The sequence below is a fragment of the Kribbella polygonati genome (assembly GCF_050320105.1).
In the GTDB taxonomy this organism is placed as follows: domain Bacteria; phylum Actinomycetota; class Actinomycetes; order Propionibacteriales; family Kribbellaceae; genus Kribbella.
The window spans coordinates 8,050,771-8,073,486 of the sequence record NZ_CP190129.1 but is presented as its reverse complement, the minus strand read 5'-3'; the positions used below and the strand labels follow the sequence as shown (position 1 = coordinate 8,073,486).

Annotated in this window: 27 protein-coding genes and 1 tRNA gene; 11 read left to right on the top strand and 17 right to left on the bottom strand. The window is 70.0% G+C overall.

Annotated elements, in window-relative coordinates; translation table 11 throughout:
• Positions 1-38: 38 nt before the first annotated feature.
• The gene (locus ACQHIV_RS38875) at positions 39-977 is read right to left on the bottom strand and encodes a VOC family protein (RefSeq protein WP_427889333.1); all 939 of its coding nucleotides are present in this window, start codon (positions 975-977) and stop codon (positions 39-41) included.
• A gap of 103 nt (positions 978-1,080) precedes the next feature.
• Here ACQHIV_RS38875 and ACQHIV_RS38870 point away from each other — a divergent pair, with 103 nt between their 5' ends.
• Both ACQHIV_RS38870 and ACQHIV_RS38865 read left to right on the top strand, forming a co-directional pair.
• Positions 1,081-2,220 carry a cation:proton antiporter gene (locus ACQHIV_RS38870; RefSeq protein ID WP_427889332.1) on the top strand — a complete coding sequence of 380 codons (1,140 nt, stop codon included), beginning with the start codon at positions 1,081-1,083 and terminating at the stop codon, positions 2,218-2,220.
• Positions 2,217-3,239 (top strand): DUF2252 family protein, encoded by a 1,023-nt coding sequence (locus ACQHIV_RS38865; RefSeq protein WP_427889331.1) that lies wholly within the window; start codon positions 2,217-2,219, stop codon positions 3,237-3,239. Before ACQHIV_RS38870 ends, ACQHIV_RS38865 begins: the two co-directional genes overlap by 4 nt.
• A 54-nt stretch (positions 3,240-3,293) precedes the next feature.
• Here ACQHIV_RS38865 and ACQHIV_RS38860 read toward each other — a convergent pair whose 3' ends face one another.
• Together ACQHIV_RS38860 and ACQHIV_RS38855 are read right to left on the bottom strand one after the other, a co-directional pair.
• A complete protein-coding gene (locus ACQHIV_RS38860) occupies positions 3,294-4,127 on the bottom strand; it encodes a Bax inhibitor-1/YccA family protein (protein ID WP_427889330.1) in 834 nt (277 codons plus the stop codon).
• Positions 4,128-4,265: 138 nt separating this feature from the next.
• A complete protein-coding gene (locus ACQHIV_RS38855) occupies positions 4,266-5,015 on the bottom strand; it encodes a DUF4118 domain-containing protein (RefSeq protein ID WP_427889329.1) in 750 nt (249 codons plus the stop codon).
• A gap of 126 nt (positions 5,016-5,141) precedes the next feature.
• On the opposite strand from ACQHIV_RS38855, the gene ACQHIV_RS38850 reads away from it, so the two are divergent.
• The 3 genes from ACQHIV_RS38850 (at position 5,142) to ACQHIV_RS38840 (ending at position 8,100) form a co-directional block, all read left to right on the top strand.
• Positions 5,142-6,329, top strand: coding sequence for a GNAT family N-acetyltransferase (locus ACQHIV_RS38850; protein WP_427889328.1), 1,188 nt, complete (start codon positions 5,142-5,144; stop codon positions 6,327-6,329).
• Positions 6,330-6,344: 15 nt separating this feature from the next.
• A complete protein-coding gene (locus ACQHIV_RS38845; RefSeq protein WP_427889327.1) occupies positions 6,345-6,602 on the top strand; it encodes a hypothetical protein in 258 nt (85 codons plus the stop codon).
• A gap of 190 nt (positions 6,603-6,792) precedes the next feature.
• On the top strand, positions 6,793-8,100 hold the full coding sequence (locus tag ACQHIV_RS38840; RefSeq protein ID WP_427889326.1) for an NAD(P)/FAD-dependent oxidoreductase: 1,308 nt from the start codon (positions 6,793-6,795) through the stop codon (positions 8,098-8,100).
• Between the two features lie 53 nt (positions 8,101-8,153).
• Here ACQHIV_RS38840 and ACQHIV_RS38835 read toward each other — a convergent pair whose 3' ends face one another.
• Both ACQHIV_RS38835 and ACQHIV_RS38830 read right to left on the bottom strand, forming a co-directional pair.
• Positions 8,154-8,813 (bottom strand): response regulator, encoded by a 660-nt coding sequence (locus ACQHIV_RS38835; protein ID WP_427889325.1) that lies wholly within the window; start codon positions 8,811-8,813, stop codon positions 8,154-8,156.
• The gene (locus ACQHIV_RS38830) at positions 8,810-9,919 is read right to left on the bottom strand and encodes a sensor histidine kinase (RefSeq protein WP_427889324.1); all 1,110 of its coding nucleotides are present in this window, start codon (positions 9,917-9,919) and stop codon (positions 8,810-8,812) included. The genes ACQHIV_RS38835 and ACQHIV_RS38830 overlap by 4 nt, the downstream gene beginning before the upstream one ends.
• Positions 9,920-10,023: 104 nt before the next feature.
• Here ACQHIV_RS38830 and ACQHIV_RS38825 point away from each other — a divergent pair, with 104 nt between their 5' ends.
• The 3 genes from ACQHIV_RS38825 (at position 10,024) to ACQHIV_RS38815 (ending at position 11,170) form a co-directional block, all read left to right on the top strand.
• Positions 10,024-10,530, top strand: a complete 507-nt coding sequence (locus tag ACQHIV_RS38825) for a glycine cleavage system protein R (protein ID WP_427889323.1) — start codon at positions 10,024-10,026, stop codon at positions 10,528-10,530.
• Positions 10,527-11,069, top strand: a complete 543-nt coding sequence (gene def, locus ACQHIV_RS38820; protein ID WP_427889322.1) for a peptide deformylase — start codon at positions 10,527-10,529, stop codon at positions 11,067-11,069. The genes ACQHIV_RS38825 and def overlap by 4 nt, the downstream gene beginning before the upstream one ends.
• A gap of 18 nt (positions 11,070-11,087) precedes the next feature.
• Positions 11,088-11,170: transfer RNA gene (locus ACQHIV_RS38815), tRNA-Leu, on the top strand.
• A 10-nt stretch (positions 11,171-11,180) separates the two neighbouring features.
• On the opposite strand, the gene ACQHIV_RS38810 is transcribed toward ACQHIV_RS38815, so the two are convergent.
• The 3 genes from ACQHIV_RS38810 to ACQHIV_RS38800 are packed head-to-tail and all read right to left on the bottom strand — an operon-like array spanning position 11,181 to position 13,532.
• A complete protein-coding gene (locus ACQHIV_RS38810) occupies positions 11,181-11,897 on the bottom strand; it encodes a DnaJ domain-containing protein (RefSeq protein WP_427889321.1) in 717 nt (238 codons plus the stop codon).
• The gene (locus ACQHIV_RS38805) at positions 11,894-12,637 is read right to left on the bottom strand and encodes a hypothetical protein (RefSeq protein ID WP_427889320.1); all 744 of its coding nucleotides are present in this window, start codon (positions 12,635-12,637) and stop codon (positions 11,894-11,896) included. The genes ACQHIV_RS38810 and ACQHIV_RS38805 overlap by 4 nt, the downstream gene beginning before the upstream one ends.
• Before the next feature lie 49 nt (positions 12,638-12,686).
• On the bottom strand, positions 12,687-13,532 hold the full coding sequence (locus ACQHIV_RS38800; RefSeq protein WP_427889319.1) for a uracil-DNA glycosylase: 846 nt from the start codon (positions 13,530-13,532) through the stop codon (positions 12,687-12,689).
• A gap of 17 nt (positions 13,533-13,549) precedes the next feature.
• On the opposite strand from ACQHIV_RS38800, the gene ACQHIV_RS38795 reads away from it, so the two are divergent.
• Positions 13,550-13,900 carry a hypothetical protein gene (locus ACQHIV_RS38795; protein WP_427889318.1) on the top strand — a complete coding sequence of 117 codons (351 nt, stop codon included), beginning with the start codon at positions 13,550-13,552 and terminating at the stop codon, positions 13,898-13,900.
• On the opposite strand, the gene ACQHIV_RS38790 is transcribed toward ACQHIV_RS38795, so the two are convergent.
• Complete coding sequence (locus ACQHIV_RS38790) at positions 13,845-15,275, bottom strand: MFS transporter (RefSeq protein WP_427889317.1); 1,431 nt, start codon at positions 15,273-15,275, stop codon at positions 13,845-13,847. The genes ACQHIV_RS38795 and ACQHIV_RS38790 overlap by 56 nt on opposite strands.
• A 132-nt stretch (positions 15,276-15,407) precedes the next feature.
• Here ACQHIV_RS38790 and ACQHIV_RS38785 point away from each other — a divergent pair, with 132 nt between their 5' ends.
• Positions 15,408-15,980: a TetR/AcrR family transcriptional regulator gene (locus tag ACQHIV_RS38785; RefSeq protein WP_427889316.1), complete on the top strand. Its 573-nt coding sequence runs from the start codon at positions 15,408-15,410 to the stop codon at positions 15,978-15,980.
• A gap of 5 nt (positions 15,981-15,985) precedes the next feature.
• Here ACQHIV_RS38785 and ACQHIV_RS38780 read toward each other — a convergent pair whose 3' ends face one another.
• The 7 genes from ACQHIV_RS38780 to ACQHIV_RS38750 all read right to left on the bottom strand — a co-directional run bounded on the left by ACQHIV_RS38780 (position 15,986) and on the right by ACQHIV_RS38750 (position 21,224).
• On the bottom strand, positions 15,986-16,387 hold the full coding sequence (locus tag ACQHIV_RS38780; RefSeq protein WP_427889315.1) for a type II toxin-antitoxin system VapC family toxin: 402 nt from the start codon (positions 16,385-16,387) through the stop codon (positions 15,986-15,988).
• A 128-nt stretch (positions 16,388-16,515) separates the two neighbouring features.
• Positions 16,516-17,469 carry an exopolyphosphatase gene (locus tag ACQHIV_RS38775; protein ID WP_427889314.1) on the bottom strand — a complete coding sequence of 318 codons (954 nt, stop codon included), beginning with the start codon at positions 17,467-17,469 and terminating at the stop codon, positions 16,516-16,518.
• A complete protein-coding gene (locus ACQHIV_RS38770) occupies positions 17,462-17,944 on the bottom strand; it encodes a DUF501 domain-containing protein (protein WP_427889313.1) in 483 nt (160 codons plus the stop codon). The genes ACQHIV_RS38775 and ACQHIV_RS38770 overlap by 8 nt, the downstream gene beginning before the upstream one ends.
• Positions 17,941-18,501, bottom strand: a complete 561-nt coding sequence (locus ACQHIV_RS38765; protein ID WP_427889312.1) for an FtsB family cell division protein — start codon at positions 18,499-18,501, stop codon at positions 17,941-17,943. The genes ACQHIV_RS38770 and ACQHIV_RS38765 overlap by 4 nt, the downstream gene beginning before the upstream one ends.
• Before the next feature lie 18 nt (positions 18,502-18,519).
• Positions 18,520-19,800, bottom strand: a complete 1,281-nt coding sequence (gene eno / locus ACQHIV_RS38760; RefSeq protein ID WP_427889311.1) for a phosphopyruvate hydratase — start codon at positions 19,798-19,800, stop codon at positions 18,520-18,522.
• Positions 19,801-19,860: 60 nt separating this feature from the next.
• A complete protein-coding gene (locus ACQHIV_RS38755; protein ID WP_427889310.1) occupies positions 19,861-20,385 on the bottom strand; it encodes an RNA 2'-phosphotransferase in 525 nt (174 codons plus the stop codon).
• Complete coding sequence (locus ACQHIV_RS38750; protein WP_427889309.1) at positions 20,382-21,224, bottom strand: LysR family transcriptional regulator; 843 nt, start codon at positions 21,222-21,224, stop codon at positions 20,382-20,384. The genes ACQHIV_RS38755 and ACQHIV_RS38750 overlap by 4 nt, the downstream gene beginning before the upstream one ends.
• A gap of 69 nt (positions 21,225-21,293) precedes the next feature.
• Between ACQHIV_RS38750 and ACQHIV_RS38745 the strand changes: the two genes are divergently transcribed.
• On the top strand, positions 21,294-21,758 hold the full coding sequence (locus tag ACQHIV_RS38745) for a hypothetical protein (protein ID WP_427889308.1): 465 nt from the start codon (positions 21,294-21,296) through the stop codon (positions 21,756-21,758).
• Here ACQHIV_RS38745 and ACQHIV_RS38740 read toward each other — a convergent pair.
• Positions 21,726-22,559 (bottom strand): phosphotransferase enzyme family protein, encoded by an 834-nt coding sequence (locus tag ACQHIV_RS38740; RefSeq protein WP_427889307.1) that lies wholly within the window; start codon positions 22,557-22,559, stop codon positions 21,726-21,728. The two genes, ACQHIV_RS38745 and ACQHIV_RS38740, sit on opposite strands and share 33 nt — an antisense overlap.
• Positions 22,560-22,716: the final 157 nt, after the last annotated feature.

Genomic DNA, 22,716 nt, shown 5'->3' with positions numbered 1-22,716 from the left:
CTCGAAGGCCTGCCCTTTCAGGTGGAGGGGCAGGTCTTTCACGTTCCGGCGAGGATCTCGTTGCCCTCCGGATCCGTTACCAGCAAGGGATTGCGGCCGGTCAGCTCGAATCTGATCCGGTTCCGTTGCGGCCGTGGCTCCTGTAGTTGCTGGAAGAACAGCACCGGGTTGAGGTCGCGCGGATCGTAGATGTCGGTGATGTCCGTCCTGCTGTCGAACTCGTAGCCGAGGAAGCCGGCCCAGAACGCCCGTACCGCCGGCACGTCCGACGCGTCGATGCCGAACTGTACGAACCGCAACGACGCCGGATCCGGCCGCAGCCCGAGATCCTTGGCCGCACCCTCGATCTGCCGGGCGAGTACGACGAACCCCGGATCGGTCTCCCACGCGTCCTTCCGGCCCGCGATCGTGAGGCCTTCCGTCCGTACGTCGAGTCGGAGCGGGATGCCCGCGGCGTCGGCCAGCTCGGCGACCGCGGTGACGAACCCGGCCGGCGCGTTCGGGTAGTGCACCATCGGGCTGAACAACGCGTACCAGTCGGTGGTCCCGGGGACGAGGTCGCCCGGGACCAGGTCGACCTCGTTGCCCTCGTCGTCGGCCAGCATCACCCCGTACGGGCCTGACGGCTCGCGGTCGCCGCGGGCGCGGAGTGCTTCGTCGGACGGGCGGACCACGTCGACGTGGATGCGGTTCCGGAGCGGTCGCGGCTCGTCGAGGCGGCGTACGGGGAAGAGCGGGGCGCCAACGACCTGGTCCCAGAAGGCCTGGATCGTGGGCGGGTCAGCCGCTTCGATCGAGGCGGAGAGCGTGCGGGCCGTACCCTCGGTCAGCCCGAGCTTCCGGGCCGCCGCCGAGGCCGGGGACAGGTCGTCGGCGCGGACCAGTACGCCGGTCGCCCGCACGTCGGCGTCCTTCACGGCGGCCGCCAGGGCGGCGCCGGCCGTGTGTGAGGGAGCGTCGTACCAGGCAGTCTGCATGCGACCACGGTAGAACCGGAACCGGACGACCCGCGTCCGGAACGCCGTCGCTGTTCCTCAGCTTCCCGGGGGCACAATGACGCTCTGGGGAAAGGAGCGCTCGGTGAGCTTCACCATGCTGGCGGTGGTCGTCGCGGTCGGACTGGCCGGTCCGCTGCTCGCGCTGCGGCGCGGCTGGCACATCCCGGTCGTGCTCGGCGAGCTGGCCGCGGGCGTGCTCCTCGGCAAGACCGGGATCGGCTACCTGAAGGCCGCCGACCCGAGCTTCACGTTCCTCGCAGACATCGGGTTCGGGCTGGTGATGTTCGTGGCCGGCACCCATGTCCCGGTCCGGGACGACAGCCTGCGGCGGGCGATCCGGCCCGGTCTGCTCCGCGCGGTCGGCACCGGGGTCGTCGCGACCGCGCTCGCGTTCGGGCTGAACGCGATCTTCCACACCGGCCACGTGCCGCTGTACGCCGTACTGATGTCGTCCTCGTCGGCGGCGCTGGTGCTGCCGATCGTCGACTCGCTCGGGCTCGGCGGGCGGTCGGTGGTCGAGCTGCTCCCGCAGGTCGCGATCGCGGACGCCGCCTGCATCGTGGCGCTGCCGCTCGCGATCGACCCGCCGCACGCCGGCCGGGCCGCGCTCGGCGCGCTCGCGGTGATCGCGGCGGGCGTGGTGGTGTTCTTCGGCCTGAACAAGGCCGAACAGTCCGGCGCCCGGCACCGCCTGCACGACGTGTCGGAGGAGCGGCGGTTCGCGGCCGAGCTGCGGATCAGCCTGATGGTGCTGTTCGCGCTGGCCGGGCTGGCGACCGCGACGCACGTGTCGATCATGCTGGCCGGGTTCGTGCTCGGGCTCGCGGTGGCGGCGGTCGGCGAGCCACGACGGCTCGCGCGGCAGCTGTTCGCGCTGACCGAGGGGTTCCTCGGCCCGGTCTTCTTCGTCTGGCTCGGTGCGTCGCTCGACCTGCGCGAACTCGGCACCAAGCCGGCGTTCATCGGTCTCGGCGCCGCGCTCGGTGCCGGCGCCGTCCTCAGCCACCTGTCCGGGAAACTCACCCGGCAGCCGCTGAGCATCGGCGCACTCGCGGCGGCACAGCTCGGTGTCCCGGTCGCGGCGGCGACGGTCGGTACGTCGCTGCACGTGCTCCAGCCGGGTGAGCCGTCCGCGTTGATCCTCGGCGCACTCGTCACGATCGCGGTCAGCGCGGTCGCGGGCGGGATCGCCGTACGGCGTGGATTGGTGGCGACGAAATGACGGTACAGGCCGAGACGGCCGCGTACGAGAAGTGGCTGGCGGACAGGATTCCCCTCGTACCGGAGGATCTGGCGCTCAAGCATCACGAGCTGGCGGGTGATCCGCTGCGGTTCCTGCGCGGGACGTACTACCTGTGGCTGCAGCGGGTCGCCGTACTGACGCCTGATCTGCTGAAGGGCCCGCAGGTGCCGGCGGTCGGGGACCTGCACGTGGAGAACTTCGGGACCTGGCGCGATCACCGCGGCGTACGGCGGTGGGGCGTGAACGACTTGGACGAGCTGGCGTGGGGGCCGCCGACGATCGACCTGCTCCGGCTCGCGGTGTCCGCCGTACTGACGCCGGAGGTGGCGATCAGCCCGAAGCGGATCTGCCGGGTGCTGCTGGACGCGTGGTCGACGGCGAAGCCGGGGCGGGCCGTCGATCTGGCCGACTCCGGCGCGAAGCACCTGCGGGCGCTGGTGCCGAAGCCGCCGAGTGCGGCGCGGTACTACGGGAAGCTCCGGGAGGCGGCGGCCGCGGACCCGTCGACGTTGCCGGCCGCCGTACGGAAGGCCGTGAACGTCCCGGACGCGTCGTGGCACCGCCGGCAGGCCGGGACCGGGTCGCTCGGGCATCCGCGGATAGTCGCGGTCGGTGACGACGTTGCCCGCGAGGTGAAGGTCGTCGGTCCGCCGACCGCCGACTACGTGGACGTCGGGCTGCAGCCGGACGATCTGCTGTACGGGCGGATCCTCGGGACGCTGCGCGGGCCGGATCCGATGCGCCGGATCGCCGGCTGGCAACTGCGGGGGCTGTCGCCGGACGTCGAGCGGATCACGATCGAGTCGCTGCGGCCGCGGGCGGTCGAGCTGGTGCTGACGTCGATGGCGCGCGCGGCTGCCGACGTCCACGGGGCCGTTCCGCACCACCTGCGGGACGCGCGGCGGTTCGTCGGAACGCTGCCGTCCGGGTGGTTGCTCGACGGCACCCGACGGCTCGCGGAGGACACGACGGCGCTGTACACGCAGTACGCAGGGTGAGAACGACGAAAGGGCCGGCCCACCTGGACCGGCCCTTCCGTCGTGTCAGCTGGATCAGTCGCCGCCGCGCAGGATGGCGAGGATGCGCAGGATGTTCCAGTACAGCCAGACCAGCGTGACGGTCAGCGCGAACGCCGCCCGCCAGGCCTCGTTCTGCGGGGCGCCCTGACGGATGCCCTGCTCGACCAGGTCGAAGTCGAGGATCAGGTTGAACACCGCGAGGCCCGCGCCGATCGCGGCGAACAACAGCCCCATCGGGCCCATCCCGCCGATCCCGGTGCTGACGCCGAACAGGCTCAGCAGCAGGTTGATCAGCAGCACGCCGGCGAAGCCCATCGTGCCGATGACCACCATCTTGGTGAACTTCGGCGTGACCTTGATCGCGAAGTACTTGTACGTCGCCAGCGTGAGTCCGGCCGTCACCATCGTGGCCAGCACCGCCTGCACGATGATGCCGGAGTCACCGACCCAGTGGGCGATGAACTTGCTGCCGATTCCGAGGAACACGCCCTCGGCGGCGGCGTACACCATCACGAGCGCCGGGTTCACCTTGCGGGAGAACGACAGCACCATCGCGATCGCGAACGCGACCAGCATCCCGGCCAGGAACGCCGGCGTGACCAGCGTCGCCGGGACCATCCACCACGCGACCGCGGCCGCCGCCACGACAACGCCCAGGGTGATCGCGGTCTTCACGATCACGTCGTCCAATGTCATCGGCCGGCTGGCGGCCGGAGCCCCCTGGTACTGCTGCGGGGGCATCCCCGACCCGCCGTACCCGTAGCCGTTGGGAGCCTGCTGACCGTACGGAGCGGCCCCCGGATAGGCCTGCCCGTGGCCAGGCGCGAACGCACTCGACCGGTTCAGCACCGGGTTACTGCTCTGCATGTTTCCTCCTGATGACCCACATCCGGGGCCGTATCAAGATCCTACGACCCCATCCTGAACACAATCTGAGAATCCACCCTGATGTTTCCCAACCGAAACCCCTGTAAATCCAGGGGTTGTATCGGGTGTTGATGGAATTCAGACGTGCGGGCGGGCGGGTTCCTGGGTGGTGAGGGCGGCGCCTACCTGGTCGGCGAGGGCTACGGCCACCAGGCGCTGTTCGAGGTCCGGGCGGGCGATGCGGGTGGCGGCGGTGAGGAGGAAGCGGCCGCGGGGGACGCCGGCGTGCTGGACGGGGAGTTCGATCTCGGCGTTCGTGGGGAGGCCGTCGCGTTCCACCTTGAGGACGTGGGAGCCGCGGGTGACCGAGCCGTCCGGGTTCAGCCGCGGGCCTGCCGTCTGCTTGCTTCCGGCAACGAACTTGACGCCGTCGATGCCCAGTACGGCGGTGAGTTCCGCGCGGACCTGTTCGATCAGGTCGTCGGCGGAGGCGCCGGTCGCGACCGCCTGGGAGGTGGTGATCACGCCGTCCAGGTACCCGCGCCGCCGGGACGCCTTCGCTTGTTGCCGACGGCCCCAGATCGCGATCTGGGTGACCGCGATACCGATCACCAGCAGCAGGATCGCCTGTTCCACGTCGTTGCTGCTGTTGATCGTGAAGCTGTCGTACGGAACCGTCAGGAAGAAGTCGAACCACACCGCGCTCGACACCGCCGCGAGCACCCCGGCCAGCCGGATGCCGAACACCGCGACCGCGACGATCACGACGACCAGCACCAGCGCGGCGTTCGCGTTGTCGAAATGTTCCCGGAACGGGATCAGCAACGCACAAACCGCCGGCGGCGCCAGCAGCGAAGCGGTCAGGACCGGGGCGCGGTAGTTCTCCACACCCCTATTGACGCGCACACCCCCGCCCCGGATCAACAGTTCTCACAGGAGTCTGTTACATCTGTCGTGGTTCGGTCGGCGAATAACCGGTGGCTGCCGGCTCAGGGGCTGCGTAGGTTGCGGGACATGTACCGACTTCGTGCTGCGGTGGCGTCCGATGCGGGGTTCCTGGCTGAGGTGGTGCTGAGCGCCACGCGGGCCCAGGGGCGGCTGGGCGACGGGTTCGACGAGCTGGAGTGGCGGCAGGGGTTCGCCGAGTGGACGCTCGAGTCGATCGAGGACCCGGGGACGGAGCTGTACGTCGTCGAGGTGGACGAGCGGCCCGCCGGGCGGCTGCGGGTCAGTCGTACGCCGGAAGTGGTTGAACTGAACGGGATCCAGCTGCACCCGGACGTCCAGAACCGCGGGATCGGTACGGCGATCATCACCACGCTGCAGGAGGACGCCGTACGTCGCGGCGTACCGCTGCAGCTCTCCGTCGAACGCGACAACCCGAATGCGCGCCGCCTGTACGAACGCCTCGGCTTCGTCAAGGTCGGCGAGGAAGGTGCCGAGGACGTCCTGCGCTGGACGAAGGGCGTGGAGCAGAACCGGCTCTGGAACGCGGACGTCGCGGCCAGGTACGACACGCCGGACACCGGGATGTTCGCGGCGGACGTGATCGGACCGACCGTCGACCGGTTGAAGGAGCTGGCGGCGGGCGGCCGTGCGCTCGAGTTCGCGATCGGCACCGGGCGGGTCGCCGTACCACTGGCTGAGCTCGGTGTCCCGGTGAGTGGGATCGAGCTGTCGACGGCGATGCTCGACCAGTTGCGGGCCAAGAACGGGTCCATCCCGGTCGCGGTCGGCGACATGGCGACGACGCGGGCGCCGGGCGAGTTCACGCTCGTCTACCTGGTGTACAACACGATCTCGAACCTGCTCACCCAGGAGGAGCAGGTCGCCTGCTTCCGGAACGCCGCCCGGCACCTCTCCCCCGGCGGCCGCTTCGTGATCGAACTCTGGGTTCCCGAACTCCGCCGCCTCCCACCGGGCATCCCCGCCACGGTGGGCATCGCGGACCCCGGCTACATCCTGCTGGACACGTACGACGTACTGCGGCAACACGTCGTCTCCCACCACTTCCACTTCGGCGAAGGCACCGAGGCCACACTCGGCCGCACCCCGCACCGCTACATCTGGCCCGCCGAACTCGACCTGATGGCCCAACTCGCCGGCTTCACCCTCGAATCCCGCCACGCCGACTGGTCCAACACCCCCTTCACCGCCGACTCCCCCTCCCACATCTCCGTCTACCGCCTCGCCGGCGCATAGCCCAAGCTGGGACAGGTGACCTCCGACGCGCTGTTCACCCGTCTCGCACCTGTCCTCAACGTCTCCGACCTCACCGCCGAGCGGGCGTTCTACGAGAAGCTCGGCCTACCCGTGATCTACGAGGGACCGGAGTACCCGGACTTCATCGCGTTCGGCACCGACACGGTGCACTTCGGCATCCAGCAGGCGCCGGCGGCGGACTGGACCTATCGGCGGCTGTTGTTGCGGACGCCTAGTGGGTACCGGTTGGCACTCGAGGGGCCCACGGAGTAAGCGAGCCGTTGTCGGGCGGGGGTGGTGGGCGTGGGGGTGGGAGCCGCACCATGAGGGGGTGAAGGGATCCCTCGGGTGGGGGATGTTCGGTGGGTGAGATCACTCGCGAGGGGGTTTGTGAAATCTTTCACGAGCGTTTAGCGTTGAAGTGAACATGAAGTCGGAGACCCACTCAGGGAGAGTGAACCGAATGACAGCCCAGGTGCCGCACATCCTCGTAGTCGGAGGCGGTTACGTCGGGATGTACACCGCGTACGGCCTGCGCCGCGCCGCCCGTCAGGGGCGGATCCGCGTGACGGTGGTCGACCCGCGGTCGGTGATGACCTACCAGCCGTTCCTGCCGGAAGCCGCGGCCGGATCGGTGGAGCCGCGGCACGTCGTGGTGCCGCTGCGCAAGACCCTCAAGGGCTGCCGGGTGGTGACCGGCCGGGTGACCGGCATCGACCACGCGCACAAGGTCGCCCGGGTCATGCCCGAGGAGGGCCCGGAGTACGAGCTCGCCTACGACCAGATCGTGGTCGCGCTCGGCTCGATCGCCCGGACGCTGCCGATCCCCGGCCTGGCCGAGGAGGCGACCGGTTTCAAGAACGTCGAAGAGGCCATTGCCCTGCGCAACAAGGTGCTGGACCGGCTCGACGTCGCGTCGTCCCAGCCCGACCCCGCGCTGCGCAAGTCCGCGCTCACGTTCGTCTTCGTCGGCGGCGGGTACGCCGGCGTGGAGGCGTTCGCCGAGCTCGAGGACATGGCCCGCTACGCCACCCGGTACTACGACAACATCAAGCCCGAGGACATGCACTGGGTCCTGGTCGAGGCCACCAACCGGATCCTCCCGGAGGTCGGCGAGGACCTCGGCAAGTACACCGTGGACCAGCTCCGCAAGCGGAACATGGACATCCGGCTGGAGACCCGGCTGGAGTCCTGCGAGAAGGGCCGCGTGATCCTCAGCGACGGCGACGAGTTCGACGCCGACACGATCGTCTGGACGGCCGGCGTGAAGGCCAACCCGGCGCTCGCCGCGACGGACTTCCCGCTGGACGAGAAGGGCCGGATCAAGACCCTGGCAAACCTCCGGATCGAGGGCCTCGAGGACGCCTGGACCGCCGGCGACAACGCCGCCGTACCGGACCTGACGAGCGAGACCGGTGCGTACTGCGCCCCGAACGCGCAGCACGCCGTCCGGCAGGCCAACCGCCTCGCGGCGAACATCCTCCGGGTCGTCGACGGGCAGCCGCCGCAGGACTACAAGCACAAGTACGTCGGCTCGGTCGCGAGCCTCGGCCTGCACAAGGGCGTCGCCCAGCTGTACGGCGTGAAGGTGAAGGGCTGGCTGGCCTGGTTCCTGCACCGGACGTACCACGTGTCCCGTGTGCCTACCCTGAACCGGAAGGCCCGGGTGATCCTGGACTGGACGCTGGCGCTGTTCTTCCGGCGCGAGGTGACCAGCCTGGGCAGCCTGCAGACCCCGAACGAGGAGTTCCGCCGGGCGACGCAGTCGTAGCAGCACCACCTAGATCGGGCCGGGCCTCCAACTCGCCGGAGGCCCGGCCTCCTTCATTCGTGGAGGAGACCGGCGTCGTGCACCAGGAGGGCGATCTGGACGCGGTTGTTCAGGTCGAGCTTGGTGAGGATGCGGGACACGTGCGTCTTCACGGTCGGGACGCTGAGGTAGAGCGACGCGCTGATCTCGGCGTTCGACTTGCCCTCGCCGACCGCGACGGCGATCTCACGTTCCCGGTCGTTCAGCCCGGCGAGCCGGGCGGCGGCCTTGGACCTGCGGCTGTCCTGGCCGGAGTCCGCGACGCGGGTGATCAGCCGTTGCGTGACGGCCGGCGACAGGACGGGCTGGCCGGCCGCGATCCGGCGTACCGACTCGACGATCTCGGCGGGCGGGGTGTCCTTCAGGATGAACCCGGCGGCGCCGGCGCGGAGCGCCCGCAGTACGTGCTCGTCGGCGTCGAAGGTGGTCAGGATGACGACCTCGGGCGCGCCGGGACGCCGGCGTACCGCCTCGGTCGCGGTGAGGCCGTCGGTGCCGGGCATCCGGATGTCCATCAGGATCACGTCCGGCGCCAGCCGGTCGATCAGCCCCTGCACCCCGGACCCGTCCCCCGCCTCGCCGACCACCCGAATCTCTTCGGCGCCACCGAGCATCAACTTCAGCCCGGCCCGCAGCAGCGGATCGTCGTCGACGATCAATACCCGAATGGTCATGCGGGCCACGGTAGCCAGGCGTGCAGGCGGAAGTCGCCGTCGGGGGTGCGGCCGTGTTCGAGGTGGCCGTCGACGAGGGCGGCGCGTTCGGTGAGGCCCTTGAGGCCCTGGCCGTCGCCGCGGCGGCGGTGCGGGGCCGGGTTGCGCAGTTCGACCGACAGGCCGTTGCCCGGGGCACCGACCACACTGATCGTCACGGGTTCACCGGGAGCGTGTTTCACCGCGTTCGTCAGTCCCTCCTGGACGATCCGGTACGCCGTACGCCCGACGTGCTCGGGCATCGGCCCGTCCGCGTCCAGCGTCAGCTCGACCGGGATCCCCGCCGCGCGGGACCCCTCCACCAGCTCGGGCAGGTCCGCGAACGCGGGCTGCGGCAGCTCCCCGACCGGCGCCCGCAGTACGCCGATCACCTCGCGGAGGTCCTGCAGCGCCTGGTGAGCGCTGGCGCGGATGATCTCCGCGGCGCCGGCGACCTCCGCCGTGGACGCGTCCGGCCGGTACGCCAGCGCGCCGGCATGCACGCTCAGCAGCGACAACCGATGCCCGAGTACGTCGTGCATCTCGCGGGCGATCTCCTCCCGCGCCCGGAGCTGCGCCTGCTCCGCCTGCAGTTTCGCCACCGTCTCGGCGCGGTCGGCCCGGTCCCGCAACGTCTGCAGGAGTTGCCGGCGGGAGCGGATGTACTGCCCCCAGCCCGCGACGGCGACGTACAGGATCGCGGCGATGACGAGCAGCGTCTTCCAGTCCTGGACGTGCCGGACCCGGGCGTAGACGACGGTGGCGGCGAAGTTCGCCGCGAAGACCCACACCGACGTACGCCACGGTTTGTGGACGGCGACGGTCATGATCAGCGCCAGCGTCGGGCCGGCCGCCGAGTCGGAGTACGTCGACAGCAGGCACGCGATCAACGCGAGCTGCACCGGCCACCGGCGGCGGAACCAGAGCGTCAGGCACAGCACCATCCCGGTCCAGAAGTCGAACGCGAGCAGCAGCCGCGGCACCGGGTCGGACTCGCCGTCGCTGTAGGTGAACAGCGCGATCAGGACCGCGACCACGAACGCGACACTGTCCACGATCCAGTCGCGGGTGCTGCGCTTCGGGCCCATAGGACGAATGTAGCGGTGTGTAAGCGTTCTCCACGGCTTCGGCGGCTGTCCGGATACCGAAGTCACTGCCGGGGGTACTTAGGTCGACCGGTAGGTTTCCGGGCATGAGTCAGCTCGCTGTCACCGTCATCGGCCCGGACCGCCCGGGCATCATCGCGGACGTCACCGAGGCCCTGGTCGGTACCGGGGTCAACCTCGAGGACTCGACCATGACGCTGCTGCGCGGTCACTTCGCGATGATGATCGTCTGCGCCGGGCCGTTCGACGAGGTGAGGTCGGCGCTCGAGCCGTTGCGCGGCGAGCTCGTGATCACGGTCCGGAAGATGGGCCCGGAGCACGAGCACGCGCCGCTCGGGGCGCCGTACATGCTCAGCGTGCACGGCGCGGACCGGCCGGGGATCGTGGCCGCGGTGACCCGGATGATCGCCTCCGCGGGCGGCACCGTGACCGACATGTCGACCCGGCTGAGCGGCGGGCTGTACGTGCTGACCGCCGAGGTCGAGCTGCCGCCGGCGGCCGAGCTGGAGATGCTGAACCGGGCGCTCGAGATCACCGCCGAGGAGCTCGGGGTCGGCGTCACGCTGCGACCGGCCGAGAGCGACGACCTGTGATCACCGACTGGTCCCCCGCCCGGCTGGACGTCGAGGGCGCGATCCTCGACGTCGTCCGCGCCCCGCATCCGGTGCTGGCGACCGAGAGCGCGCCGGTGGACCCGCTCGACCCGGAGATGATCCAGCTCGCCGCGGACCTGGTCGCGACGATGCGCGTCTCCCCCGGCTGCGTCGGCCTGGCCGCGCCGCAGGTCGGCGTCGCGGCGCAGATGTTCTCGCTGGACGTCACCGGGCACCCGAAGACGCGCACCTGCCACGGCGTCTTCGTGCTCTGCAACGCGGTCGTCGTCGAGGCCTCCCGCAACGAGAAGGCCCGCGAGGGCTGCATGTCGGTGCCGGACTTCACCGGCGACGTGAAACGCGCGACCCGGCTGACGGTCACCGGGATCCTGCCCGGTACGACGGAACAGGTCACGATCACCACCGACGCGTTCGAGGCCCGCGCCCTGCAGCACGAGATCGACCACTGCGCCGGAAAACTGTTCCTCGACCGGGTCGCCGGGGCGCACGCCGTGTACCCGCGGAAGACGTACCAGTAACGTACTCTCGTCCCCGGAGCCCGGGTGGCGGAACGGCAGACGCAGGGAGCTTAAACCTCCTGGCCCTCACAGGCGTACGGGTTCGAATCCCGTCCCGGGCACTGTGGTCGGCTACTTCCTGAACACACCCAGGTAGTACGCGATGACGAGCGCGTCGAGGAGCAGCGCGAGCCAGGCGAGCATCTTGCCGCGCTCGCCGGTTCGGCGGATGGTGCGCAGCGCCCGAATGGCGAGGCCGATCGAGATCGGCATGCAGATCAGCACGGTGGGCAGCGCGGCGATCGCGAACCGGTTCACGCCTGGCTTCTGACCGCTCCGGGACGGGTCCGCGTAGGGGCCACGGTACGTCGGCGCCGTGTGAGGATCCCGGTACTGCGGCGCCGTGTGAGGATCCCGGTACTGCGGCGCCGTGTGCGGGTCCCGGTACTGCGGCGCGGTGTAGGGATCCTGGTAGGTCGGCGCGGTGTACGGGTCCTGGTACTGCGGGCCCGGTTGGCGCGGGGGCGTCTGCGTCTGCTGGGTGTACGGGCCGGAGGACCACTCGAACTGGTCCTCGGCGGGCTCGTCCGGCTCCGGCTGCTCGGGCGGCTTCGGTGGGCCGTTCAGCAGGCTCAGGTAGTCGGAGCGGCGGACCGGGTCGGACAGCACCTCGTACGCGCGGTTCAGCTTCGCCTGCTCGGCCGAGTTGCCTCCGACGTCGGCGTGCGTGGTGCGGGACAGCTTGCGGTAGCTGCGGCGGATCTCGTCGGCGTCCGCGTCCCGGCGTACGCCGAGCAACTTCCAGGGATCGGCTCCGTCGAGGTCCCGAAAGTCCCGGGCCCCGCTCATCGAGCGACGTCCGCCTGGTAGCAGACCAGTCGCCACGCCGCCTGCTGCGGGGCGGCGCCGGCCGGCAGGGTCCGGTGGCCGCTGACGAACGTGACCGTCCGGTCGCCGGCCAGGTACATCCACAGGTCGAGCTCTTCGTCGCCGCCGAAGTAGTACATCTTGTAGTGCTTGATCGCCTGCGAACCGAGGAACGGCGTCTGCAGGCGCTGCTGCGCCTCCAGCGGCAGGTTGCCGAGCACGCCGCGCATCTTCTCGGTGAGCGCGAGCTGCGGCGCGGCCGGCGGCGGCTGCTGAGGACCGCCGCGCGACATGAGCGAACGCAGACCGGAGCGCGGCGGCGTCGCGTGCTGCTGCACGACGGCATGCTTCAGGCTCGACAGCACGAACGCGTCGACGTGCACGCTCTGCGTCCGCTGCCCGTGCTGGTTCACCTTCGGAGTGGTGACGGCCAGCCCTTTCGGGCCGAGGACCACGGCGTACGGACGGTCGCGGTCACGGTCGTCCCAGTCGGCCCACCACTCGACCGCCGGCCCGACCTGGCGCTCGACGTGCGCCTTCACGCTGTTGGACAGCTCGGCCCAGTAGTGGAACCGGTCCGGTCGCACCTTCCAGCCCAGCTGCTTGGCCTCGTGCGCGCCGGCCATCGCCGGTCCGCCCGTCGAGCGCTCGACGCCGCCACCCGCGGGTCGTTGCGCGGCCGGAAAGCCCCGAGACTGCTCGGGCAGGTTGTCACGACTCATAAGCGCCCGTTCGCATGGTGAAGAGCCTCCATTACGGCGGGGGGCATGGTCAACTCCCGTTCGGCCCGCCTGTGGACAACTCCTTGGCGCGGATCAGTACCGCGTCGAGCATCTCCTCGGTGAGCTTGCCGGTGAACGTGTTCTGCTGACTCGGGTGGAAGCAGCCGAGCACGGTGACCTCGCCGTACGGCGTGGGGATCCGGTACTCCACGGCATGCCCGAACTTCGGGCGAGGACGCGGTACGTCGGCTCCGAGGGCGACCAGGGCGGTGAGCAGGGCGTCGTACGCGAACTTGCCGAGGCAGACGATCGCCCGCGTGCTGGGGAGGACGAGTTCGAGCTCGCGGCGGTACCAGGGGGCGCAGGTGTCGCGTTCGGCCGGGGTCGGCTTGTTGGCGGGCGGGGCGCAGCGGACGGCGGCGATCATCCGGGTGCCGAACAGGTGCAGGCCGTCGCCCGCGTGCTCGCTGGTGGGTTGGCTGGCGAGACCGACGCGGTAGAGGCCGGCGAACAGCCAGTCGCCGGACCGGTCACCGGTGAAGACGCGGCCGGTCCGGTTCCCGCCGTTCGCGGCCGGGGCGAGGCCGACGAGCAGGATCTTCGGGTCCGGCACGCCCCAGCCCGGGATCGGGCGGCCCCAGTACGGCTGGTCCGCGAACGACTTCCGCTTGCTGACGGCAACGTCCTCCCGCCACTCCACCAACCGCGGACAGGCCTTGCACACGGAAACCCGCGCCTCCAGCTCCCGCAACTCTCCCGTCCCCGCCAGCTCGACCACTTCCCGGGCGTCCCGCGCGACCGGAGTTTCTCTTTCAGCCGGGTCCTCCGGCCAGCCCGTCCCCGCCGGCACCGGACTCTCGAACAACTCCCCCGTCAACGGATGCCGCAGCTTCATCCCTCCACACTAGAGACATGAGCACGATAGGAGTCGTCGCCTCCGCCGCCGGCGGGGTGGAGCAGTTGCGCGAGGGCCTCGTCGTACCGCTGCTGCACCGCGGCCACCAGGTCGCGATCACCCTCACCCCAACGGCGGCCGAGTGGCTCGCGCCGGCCGAGCGGTGGGAGCTTGAACGGCTGACGCAGTTCCCGGTGCGCTCTCATCCCCGCCGCCCCGGCGAGGCGCGACACCCGGCGTGGGCCGGGCATCTCGCGACGTTGCGGGCGGCAGGGGTGGTGCTGGTGGAGTGGGAGCTGCTGGAACCGCGGGCTACCGACGGGCGTGCACTGCCGTGGGGGCGGATTCTGGCAGCGGTGTCCGGGTGACCTGGCGAGCGGGGATGGCCAGGGCGAGTACGACGGCTGCCGCCGCGAAGGCCGACAGCAGCACGAACGTGTCGGTGAAGCCGGACTCGGCCGGGAGGCCGGACGGCTGGAGGTGACCGGTGATGATCGAGCTGGCCAGCGCCGTACCGATCGAGCCGCCGATCGTACGGATGTTGGTGTTCATGCCGGTCGCCACACCGGTCTGTTCGCGCGGGACGTTCTGCACGATCAGGCTGGTCATCGCCGCGTACGCGAGGCCGAGCCCGAGGCCGAACAGCGCCGTAGACAGTGCGATCTGCCAGCGCGCGTCATGGAACCCGGCGAACATCAGCGCCCCGACGAGGATCACCGACGACCCGGACACGACCTGCGCCTTCGCGCTGAACCGCGCCGCGAGCGGGCCGCTGAACGACCCGGCGAGCGCCATCGTCACCAGCATCGGCAACATCAGCAGCCCGGCCTGGGTCACGCTCGCCCCGAACCCGAACCCGGCCGCCTTCGGGATCTGCAGGAACTGCGGCACGAACGCGTACACCGCGAACATCGCGGCCCCGAACAGCAGCGCGACGAAGTTCGTCGTCCACACCGCCGGCCGGCGCATCATCCGCATGTCGATCAGCGGGTTCCGCGAGCGCAGTTCGACCGCGATCCAGCCGGCCAGCAGTACGGCTGCCAGCGCGAAGAGGCCGACCGTACGCACCGAACCCCAGCCCCACGTACGCCCGGTGCTCAACGGCAGCAGCAACGCGATCAACCAGCCGGACAGGAAGGCGGCGGCGAGCCAGTCGATCCGCCCGGGGACGCGGTTCGGCGACTCCGGGACGTACCGGCGTACCAACGCCGTCGCGACCGTGACGACCGCCATCGGGATCCAGAACAGCCAGCGCCAGCCGAGCCACTCGACGATCGGGCCGGCCAGCACGATGCCGAGCCCGCCGCCGGCGGCGATGACGGCCGAGACCACGCCGACCACGGACGGCACCCGTTCGGCCGGGAACTCGTCGCGGATGATCCCGAACGCCAACGGGAACACGGCCCCGCCGACCCCCTGGAAGATCCGGGCGGCGATCAGTACGCCGATGTTCGGCGCGAGGGCCGCGACCAGGCAACCGACCGCGAGCGCGGCCAGTGCGACGAACATCGTGCGCTCCTTGCCCGCCAGGTCGCCGATCCGGCCGAGCAGCGGGGTGGCGACGGAGACCGAGAGCAGGAGCGCGGTGAAGACCCAGGTGACCGTGCCCGAGGTGGTGTGCAGGTCGTGCTGGATGACGGGCAGTGCCGGGCTGACCAGCGACTGCAGCATGGAGAACGAAGCGACCACCGTGGCGAGAACCGCCAGGGTCAGTCGTGGATTGCCAGACCTGATTTCAGGCATGCCGAAGTCCTTCGTCAAAGGGGTGTCGCTCGCCGGGATCCGGCGGCGGAGTTCCTCGGCCTGATAAAGTCGAGGTATGCCTCCACTATAGCGGAGGGGTACCTCCGGTACCAAGCTGGTTAAGGTGATCCGATGAGCGAGCAGATCCGGCCTGCGCTGCAGGTCGACGTACGGCGGCCGCAGCGGGCGGACGCGCGGCGGAACTTCGACGCACTGCTCACCGCTGCCCGGGACGCGTTCGCGAGCAAGGGCGTCGAGGCGTCGCTGGAGGACATCGCCCGGCAGGCAGGGGTCGGCATCGGCACCCTGTACCGGAACTTCCCGACCCGTCAGGACCTGCTGAACGCGGTGTACTTCGGCGAGATCGAGGAGCTCTGCATCGCCGCCGAGGACGCGGCCGGCCTACCGCCGTGGGAGGCCCTCACCACCTGGCTGCACCGCTTCGTCGAGTACGCCGCCACCAAGCGCGCGATCTGGGAGTCGCTGAACCGCGAGTCCGAGAGCTTCAAGACCGCCCGCGCCGCGATGTACGCCGCCGGCACCCCGCTGTTCGAACGCGCCCAGCAGTCCGGCGAGGCCCGCACGGACGTCTCCTTCGACGACCTCCTCCGCATGGTCAGCGGCCTCACCGCCGCCGGCTTCGTCGACCAGCCCCAACGCGACCGAGTCCTCAACATAGCCCTGGACGGCGTCCGCGCCAGGTAAAGCATTCAGCCGCGCGGGCTGACAACCTCGAACCCGGCGTCCTCCGCCGCCTCCGCAAGACGGTCGTCATACGTGACCACCGCCGTCAGGTCCGTACCCAGCACCCGAGCGGTCGCCAGATGGATCGCCTCCAGCGAGCGCAGCATGCGATCCGGCTCGTTCATGGCGGCATCCACGATGTCGTCGTCGATGCTGATGAAGTCGAACGCGAGCAGCAGGTCGCGGGCATCCGGTAGCAAGGCCGGGACGACCCGTGTGACCGCCCGCATCACCTCGATCCGCAGCAACGCCGAGCTGACCCAAGCGGCACCCGCAGCCTCGTCATAGAACGTCGCGAACGCCTTGGAGTGCGTCTCCTCGACCAGCAACTTCAGAGCGGCAGAGGTGTCGACGTAATAGAGCGTCACCAACGCTCCTCGTCGCGCAGTGCGGCGAGGGAGTCGCCCAACTTGTCGGTGCCGTCACCTGCCCGCATCCGCGGCCGGTAGCCAGGCCGCACGGCAGGCCGGACCTTGCCCTCCGCGGCCTGGTCGAGTTACCCGAGGGAGAGGGCGACTCCGTCGAGGATGTCGTGTTCGGAGACGGTCAAGGTGGTGACCTGGAGGCGGTCGGTGAGGTGTTGGAGGATGAGGGCGCCGGCGCCGATGACGTCTACGCGGCCGGGGTGGATCGAGGGGACCGCGGTTCGGGCGGCGTGGGTTGAGGTGGTCAGCCAGGTGGTTGTTTCGCGGAGCTGAGCCGTGGTGAGGGTCGCGTGGTGTACGGCGGTGCGGTCGTACTCCGGGAGATCGAGGGCTACCGCGGCGACGGTGGTGGCGGTGCCGGCCACCGCGATCAGGGCGCGGGCCTCGCGGAGCGGGACTGTGGTGGTGTCCAGGAGCGCGTCGATGTCCTTCGCGATCGCGGCCAGTTCCGCCGGGGCGGTCGGGTCGGTGGTGACATGGCGCTCGGTGAGGCGGACGGAGCCGAGGTCGAGGGACTGGGCCGCCCGTACGCCGGTCCTGTCGCCCAGCACCAGCTCGGTGGAGCCGCCGCCGATGTCGGTCACCAGGTAAGGCTCGGGGAGGTCGATGCCGGTGGTGGCGCCGCGGAAGCTGAGTTCGGCTTCCTCGTCTCCGGAGATGATTTCCGGACGTACGCCGAGACGCTGCTCGATGCCCGTGAGGAACTCGTCGCGGTTGCTGACGTCGCGAGCCGCGGAGGTGGCGACGAAGCGGATCCTACTGATGGCCCTGGAACGGATGACGGAGGCGAAGTCTTCCGTGGCCGCGAAGACGCGGGCCAGGGCTTCTGGTGCGAAAGCGCCGGTGGCGTCCACCCCTTGGCCGAGGCGGACGATCGTCATCCGGCGGTCGACCTCGGTCAGCCGACCGTCAGCGACGTCGGCAATCAGCAGCCGGATCGAGTTGGTGCCGCAGTCGACAGCGGCCACCCGCACCGGACCGCCGACGGCAGGCGTCCCGGCGTCAGGCGTCCTGGGGTCAGACACACGGGCCTCGGCGGCCCCAGTCCTCCAGGGCTTCCAGGGTCTCGTCGCCCAGCGGGTTGACCCCGGGACCGGCCGCCAGCGAGTGGCCGGCCAGGACGTGCAGGCACTTCACGCGGGTCGGCATCCCACCGGCGGTGATGCCGGCGATCTCCTCGACGTGCTCGATCGACTCACGGTGCGCGAGGTACGACTCGTGGGCCGCGCGGTACCGGGCCGCCAGGTCCTCGTCCTCCGCCAGCCGGTCGGTCATCTCCTTCATCAGCCCGGACGCCTCGAGGGTCCCGATCGCGGACGCGAGCCGCGGGCAGGTCACGTAGTACGTCGTGGGAAACGGCGTACCGTCCGGCAGTCGCGGCTCCGTCTCGACCACGTCGGGGAGGCCGCAGCCGCAGCGGTGCGCGATCGAGCGGATACCGCGGGCGGTCCGGCCGAGTTGCTTGCTGACTGCTTCTTCGTCGGAAGGACTGACACTCACTTGGTCACCTTAGGTGACGCCGGTACCGGTGGGTTGCCGGCGCCCTCCACACTCCCCCAGAGCTTGGTGTACCAGGTCGGCTTCTGCGCGTCCGCCGTACCGTCCGCGGGCGTCGACGGCTCCGGCGGGGCGCCGACCGGCTTCCCGTCCGCGCCGATCACGCGGTACCCGACCTCGCCCGGCATCACCCAGCCGAGCCGCTGCCGGGCCTGCGCCTTCACGTACGCGTCGTCCTGCCAGCGGGCGATCTCGTCGTTCAGCTCGCCGACGCGCTTCTCCCGGTCGCGGATCTGCTGGTTCAGCGCGCTGATCTGCTGATGCTGGTCGAACCACACCCGCAGGCTCTGCGCGTACGACACGATCAGCGCGCCCAGCACCAGCAGTACGACGGCCGCCCGGCCGGTCAGGTTGCGCGACCCGCGGGTCCGCGACGGCTCCGCCGTGGTCCCCGCCGTACGGCGTTTCGGCTGGTCGCCCCGCCGGGCCGGTGGACGCGACTGGGTCCGGCTCGACGGACGCGAGCCGGGTCGTGCACCACTTTCCCGACGGGACGGCATACGGCAAACCTCCTGAGATCAGCCCTGGAACCGCGGGAAGGCCGAGCGACCGGCGTACGTCGCCGCGTCGTCGAGCTCCTCCTCGATCCGGAGCAGCTGGTTGTACTTCGCGGTGCGGTCGGACCGGGCCGGGGCGCCGGACTTGATCTGGCCGCAGTTGGTCGCCACCGCGAGGTCGGCGATCGTGGTGTCCTCGGTCTCGCCCGAACGGTGGCTCATCATGCAGGTGAAACCGTTGCGGTGCGCCAGGTCGACGGCGTCCAGGGTCTCGGTCAGCGAGCCGATCTGGTTCACCTTGACCAGCAGGCTGTTCGCGGACTTCTCGGTGATGCCGCGCTGCAGCCGCTCGACGTTGGTGACGAACAGGTCGTCGCCGACGATCTGGATCTTGCCGCCGAGCTCACCGGTGATGGCCTTCCAGCCGTCCCAGTCCTCCTCGTTCAGCGGGTCCTCGATCGAGACGATCGGGTACGCCGAGACCAGGTCCGCGTAGTACGCGATCATCTCGTCGGCGGACTTCTTGCCGCCCTCGAACGCGTACACGCCCTCGGTGTAGAACTCGCTCGCGGCCACGTCCATCGCCAGCGCGATGTCCTTGCCGAGCTGCAGGCCGGCCTTCTCGACCGCGACCGCGATCAGGTCCAGGGCGGCCCGGTTGCTGTCCAGATTCGGCGCGAAGCCGCCCTCGTCGCCGAGGCCGGTGGACAGGCCGCGCTCCTTCAGCACCGCCTTCAGCGCGTGGTAGACGGTCGCACCCTGCATCAGCGCCTCGCCGTACGTCGCGGCGCCGATCGGGGCGATCATGAACTCCTGCACGTCGACGTTGCTGTCCGCGTGCGCGCCGCCGTTCAGGATGTTCATCATCGGCACCGGCAGGACGTGCGCGTTCGGGCCGCCGACGTAGCGGAACAGCGGCAGGCCGGAGCTGTCCGCGGCGGCCTTCGCGACCGCGAGGCTGACGCCGAGGATCGCGTTCGCGCCGAGCTTGGCCTTGTTCGGGGTGCCGTCCAGGTCGAGCAGCGCCTGGTCGATCAGCCGCTGCTCGTGGACGTCGTACCCGACGATCTCCTTGTCGATGTCCTCGAGGATCGCGGTGACGGCCTTCTGTACGCCCTTGCCGCCGTACCGCTCCTTGTCGCCGTCGCGCAGTTCCACGGCCTCGAACTGGCCGGTGGACGCGCCCGACGGGACGGCCGCGCGGGCGATGGTGTCGTCGTCGAGCAGAACCTCGACCTCGACAGTGGGGTTGCCGCGCGAGTCGAGGATCTCGCGCGCGCCGACGGCCTCGATGGTGGCCACATTGACTCCCAAGTTCTCGATGACGAATCGCTCCCGAGCCTAGCCCCCAGACCACCGGGCTCAGTGGACCGCGTCACACCTAACAATCGCATCCGGAGGTACCTCCCGCGTCAGTAACACTCCGTTGGGCGCCCGACAGACCTCCAGATTCCCCGGATCCACACCCAGCAAGACTTCTACGCTCGTCCTCCGCCCCACCCGACTGTCCTTCGCCGCGGCCAGATGCACGTGTGTACGCCTTCCCGGTTTGAGACCCTCCTGCCGAATTGCAGGCAGCGCGGCGCGAGTGGTCCCGTGCCAGAGCAGGCCCTCGGGATGAACCCGTTCCCAACTGTTCTCCAACGCTTCACGTGTGACCGGCATCCCGGCAAGCGAATGCCCCTGGCACGCACGGATCCGCTCGCCGTCGACCTGCAGCCGCTGCTTGTCGTTCTCCCGTACGGCGACGTCCAGGCGCTCACGGGTCAGTTCGAGGATCCGTAGTACGTCGGTGATCGCGGTCCAACCGTCCGTACTCATCGTGAGGTGGCGTTCACCTGCCGTGTGGCGGAGGAGTTTGGAGATGGCGCGGCTGTCCCGGCTCATCGCAGTGCCCTCCTCAGCGTGTCCACCCGGGCGTCGCGGGTTGATCTGGTGATCACGTAGTACCTGATCGGCGGCAGGTCCTTCACCGGGATCTTCCGGACGGCGGTCGTCGTACGGACCGAACCGTTGACGACGGCGGGTCCGATACCGAGACGCACGAAGTGGACCAGCAGTTCCCACCCTTCCGCTTCCACGGCGACGGACCAACGGATGCCGTGGTCGAGCATGCTGCGCTCCAGTTGCTGCCGATGGGGGCGGTCCTTGGGCGGTACGACGAGGGCCTCGTCCTGGAGGTCCCTCAGACGGACGGTACGGCGGCCCGCGAGGCGGTGGTCGTTGCGGACGATGAGCGTCTGCGGGACCTGCGCGAGGAGTTCGCAGTCGAGGTCGTCCGGCGGCACGCCGAGCGCGGTGACGCCGACGTCCGCCTCGCCGCCCCGGACCGCGGCCAGGGTCCCGGCGGCGTCGGCGGTGCGCAGCCGGAGCTCGAGCCCCCGGCCGAGCACGCGCCTGAGCGAGTCGCCGAGCAGATACAGGTAGGCACCGGAGCCGGCGACCAGCACGAGCGGCCGCGGTGGCGCGGCGTCGAGCGTCCGCAGGAAGTCGGCCGTCCGATCCCGCGTGTCATTGGCGAAGGCGGCCAGCCGTTCGCCCGCGCCGGTCAGCAGCAACTGCCGGCCCTGCTTCTCGTACAACCGCGAACCGAGCCGCGTCTCCAGCTTGCGGATGCGGGTGTGCAGCGCGGGCTGGCTCACATGCAGCTCCTCGGCGGCACGTGTGAAGTTCCGGTGCCGCGCGAACACCGCGAATGCCTGCAGATCCTCCGCGATCAACTCCATCACTGAAAACTATAGCTATGTCGATAAGAACTAGTTCTGCTGGATAACTCAGACCTCGACGCTGGAAGCATGAACAGATTGGGAATCGACATCGGCCGGGTGATCATCGCCGGCGGGTCCGACGCGGGTGACACGTCGTTCTTCTCCGGCGACACCGCCGCGATGCTGCGCACACCCGCCGTACCAGGCGCTTTCGAGGCGATCGCGCGACTCGTGCCGCTCTTCAGCGAGACGTGGTTGGTGTCGAAGTGTGGGCCGCGGATCCAGCGGCGGTCGGTGGATTGGTTGCTGCATCACCGCTTCTTCGAGCGCACGGGCATCCCACCGGCGCACGTCCGCTTCTGCCTCCGTCGCCCGGAGAAGGCGATCCACTGTGCCGACCTCGGCATCACGTACTTCGTCGACGACAAGCCGGACGTGATCGCGGCGATCACCCCGGTCGTCCCCCACCGCTACCTCTTCAAGACCTGGGTGGCCACCGAAGCCGCGGTGCTGCGGGATCTACAGGCCGAAGGAGCGGCGGGCGTCGGCTAGGCCCTTCTGGTTGTCCGCGGGGCCGGAGATGCCGGTGAGGAGGTTGGTGGTGATCCGCCAGGCGAAGTAGCCGGCCTGTACGGCGTACCGGACGCGGAGGTAGACGTCCAGGCCGTCCCGGACCTCCTCCGTCAGGTCAGGGCGGCGGGCCAGGTAAGCGGGTACGACTCCGCGGCCGACATACATCGCCGCCGACGCCACGTCGTACAGGATCGGGCCGCGCATCGCGCTCCCCCAGTCGATCAACCCGACCCGCCCGTCTGCCTGCCGGCGGAACGCCTCCGCGGCGGGGTCCCCGTGCAGCCACGCCCACGAGACCGGCCCCAGCGCAACCGCGTCCGCGATCGCGGCCGAGACGGCCGGCCGAATCCACGGCTCGAGGTCCAGCGAGTCCTCGAACGGCAGCAGGAACCGCAGCCAATCAGCGGTCTCCCCGGATTCGAGCGGCGCCGCTGAATGCACCCGCCCCAGCACATCCCCGATCTCAACCTGATCCGAAGGCACCAGCTCAGCCCCGTCGACATACTCCAGTACGGCGACCTGCCGCCCGTCGACCAGCTCCACCAACCGCCCGCGCTTGCTCGCCCGCGGCCGCCCGGTCGTCACGCCCGCGTCGTCCAACCGCCGCGCCACCTCCAGCCCCGGCCCGAACGACTCGTCGTCGACACCGACCGCCTTCAACACAACCCGATCCGCACCACAGCTCGCCAACCAGGTGGCCGAGTTCATCCCCCCGGTCAGCACCTCCAGCCCGGAAACCTTCAGATCCCAGTGCTCCCGCAGCACCTCGGCAACATCCACCCGCGCAGCCTGCCAGCCGAAGGACCCGACCGCACACGCATTTCCCGGCGAGCGGTCACTGCCGCCTCCCCGGGCGCCGCGGGATTCAGCGGCCCGTCAGCACCACTGCGCCATAATCACGCATCCAGGCTCGGCGGCCGTCGGAGTCGAGGCCTGA

Coding starts and splice junctions, on each gene's coding strand:
- ACQHIV_RS38875 (WP_427889333.1), bottom strand. CDS start 977: ATGCAGACTGCCTGGTACGACGCTCCCTCACACACGGCCGGCGCCGCC.
- ACQHIV_RS38865 (WP_427889331.1), top strand. CDS start 2,217: ATGACGGTACAGGCCGAGACGGCCGCGTACGAGAAGTGGCTGGCGGAC.
- ACQHIV_RS38860 (WP_427889330.1), bottom strand. CDS start 4,127: ATGCAGAGCAGTAACCCGGTGCTGAACCGGTCGAGTGCGTTCGCGCCT.
- ACQHIV_RS38850 (WP_427889328.1), top strand. CDS start 5,142: ATGTACCGACTTCGTGCTGCGGTGGCGTCCGATGCGGGGTTCCTGGCT.
- ACQHIV_RS38840 (WP_427889326.1), top strand. CDS start 6,793: ATGACAGCCCAGGTGCCGCACATCCTCGTAGTCGGAGGCGGTTACGTC.
- ACQHIV_RS38835 (WP_427889325.1), bottom strand. CDS start 8,813: ATGACCATTCGGGTATTGATCGTCGACGACGATCCGCTGCTGCGGGCC.
- ACQHIV_RS38830 (WP_427889324.1), bottom strand. CDS start 9,919: ATGGGCCCGAAGCGCAGCACCCGCGACTGGATCGTGGACAGTGTCGCG.
- ACQHIV_RS38825 (WP_427889323.1), top strand. CDS start 10,024: ATGAGTCAGCTCGCTGTCACCGTCATCGGCCCGGACCGCCCGGGCATC.
- ACQHIV_RS38810 (WP_427889321.1), bottom strand. CDS start 11,897: ATGAGCGGGGCCCGGGACTTTCGGGACCTCGACGGAGCCGATCCCTGG.
- ACQHIV_RS38805 (WP_427889320.1), bottom strand. CDS start 12,637: ATGAGTCGTGACAACCTGCCCGAGCAGTCTCGGGGCTTTCCGGCCGCG.
- ACQHIV_RS38800 (WP_427889319.1), bottom strand. CDS start 13,532: ATGAAGCTGCGGCATCCGTTGACGGGGGAGTTGTTCGAGAGTCCGGTG.
- ACQHIV_RS38795 (WP_427889318.1), top strand. CDS start 13,550: ATGAGCACGATAGGAGTCGTCGCCTCCGCCGCCGGCGGGGTGGAGCAG.
- ACQHIV_RS38790 (WP_427889317.1), bottom strand. CDS start 15,275: ATGCCTGAAATCAGGTCTGGCAATCCACGACTGACCCTGGCGGTTCTC.
- ACQHIV_RS38785 (WP_427889316.1), top strand. CDS start 15,408: ATGAGCGAGCAGATCCGGCCTGCGCTGCAGGTCGACGTACGGCGGCCG.
- ACQHIV_RS38765 (WP_427889312.1), bottom strand. CDS start 18,501: ATGCCGTCCCGTCGGGAAAGTGGTGCACGACCCGGCTCGCGTCCGTCG.
- ACQHIV_RS38755 (WP_427889310.1), bottom strand. CDS start 20,385: ATGAGCCGGGACAGCCGCGCCATCTCCAAACTCCTCCGCCACACGGCA.
- ACQHIV_RS38750 (WP_427889309.1), bottom strand. CDS start 21,224: ATGGAGTTGATCGCGGAGGATCTGCAGGCATTCGCGGTGTTCGCGCGG.
- ACQHIV_RS38745 (WP_427889308.1), top strand. CDS start 21,294: ATGAACAGATTGGGAATCGACATCGGCCGGGTGATCATCGCCGGCGGG.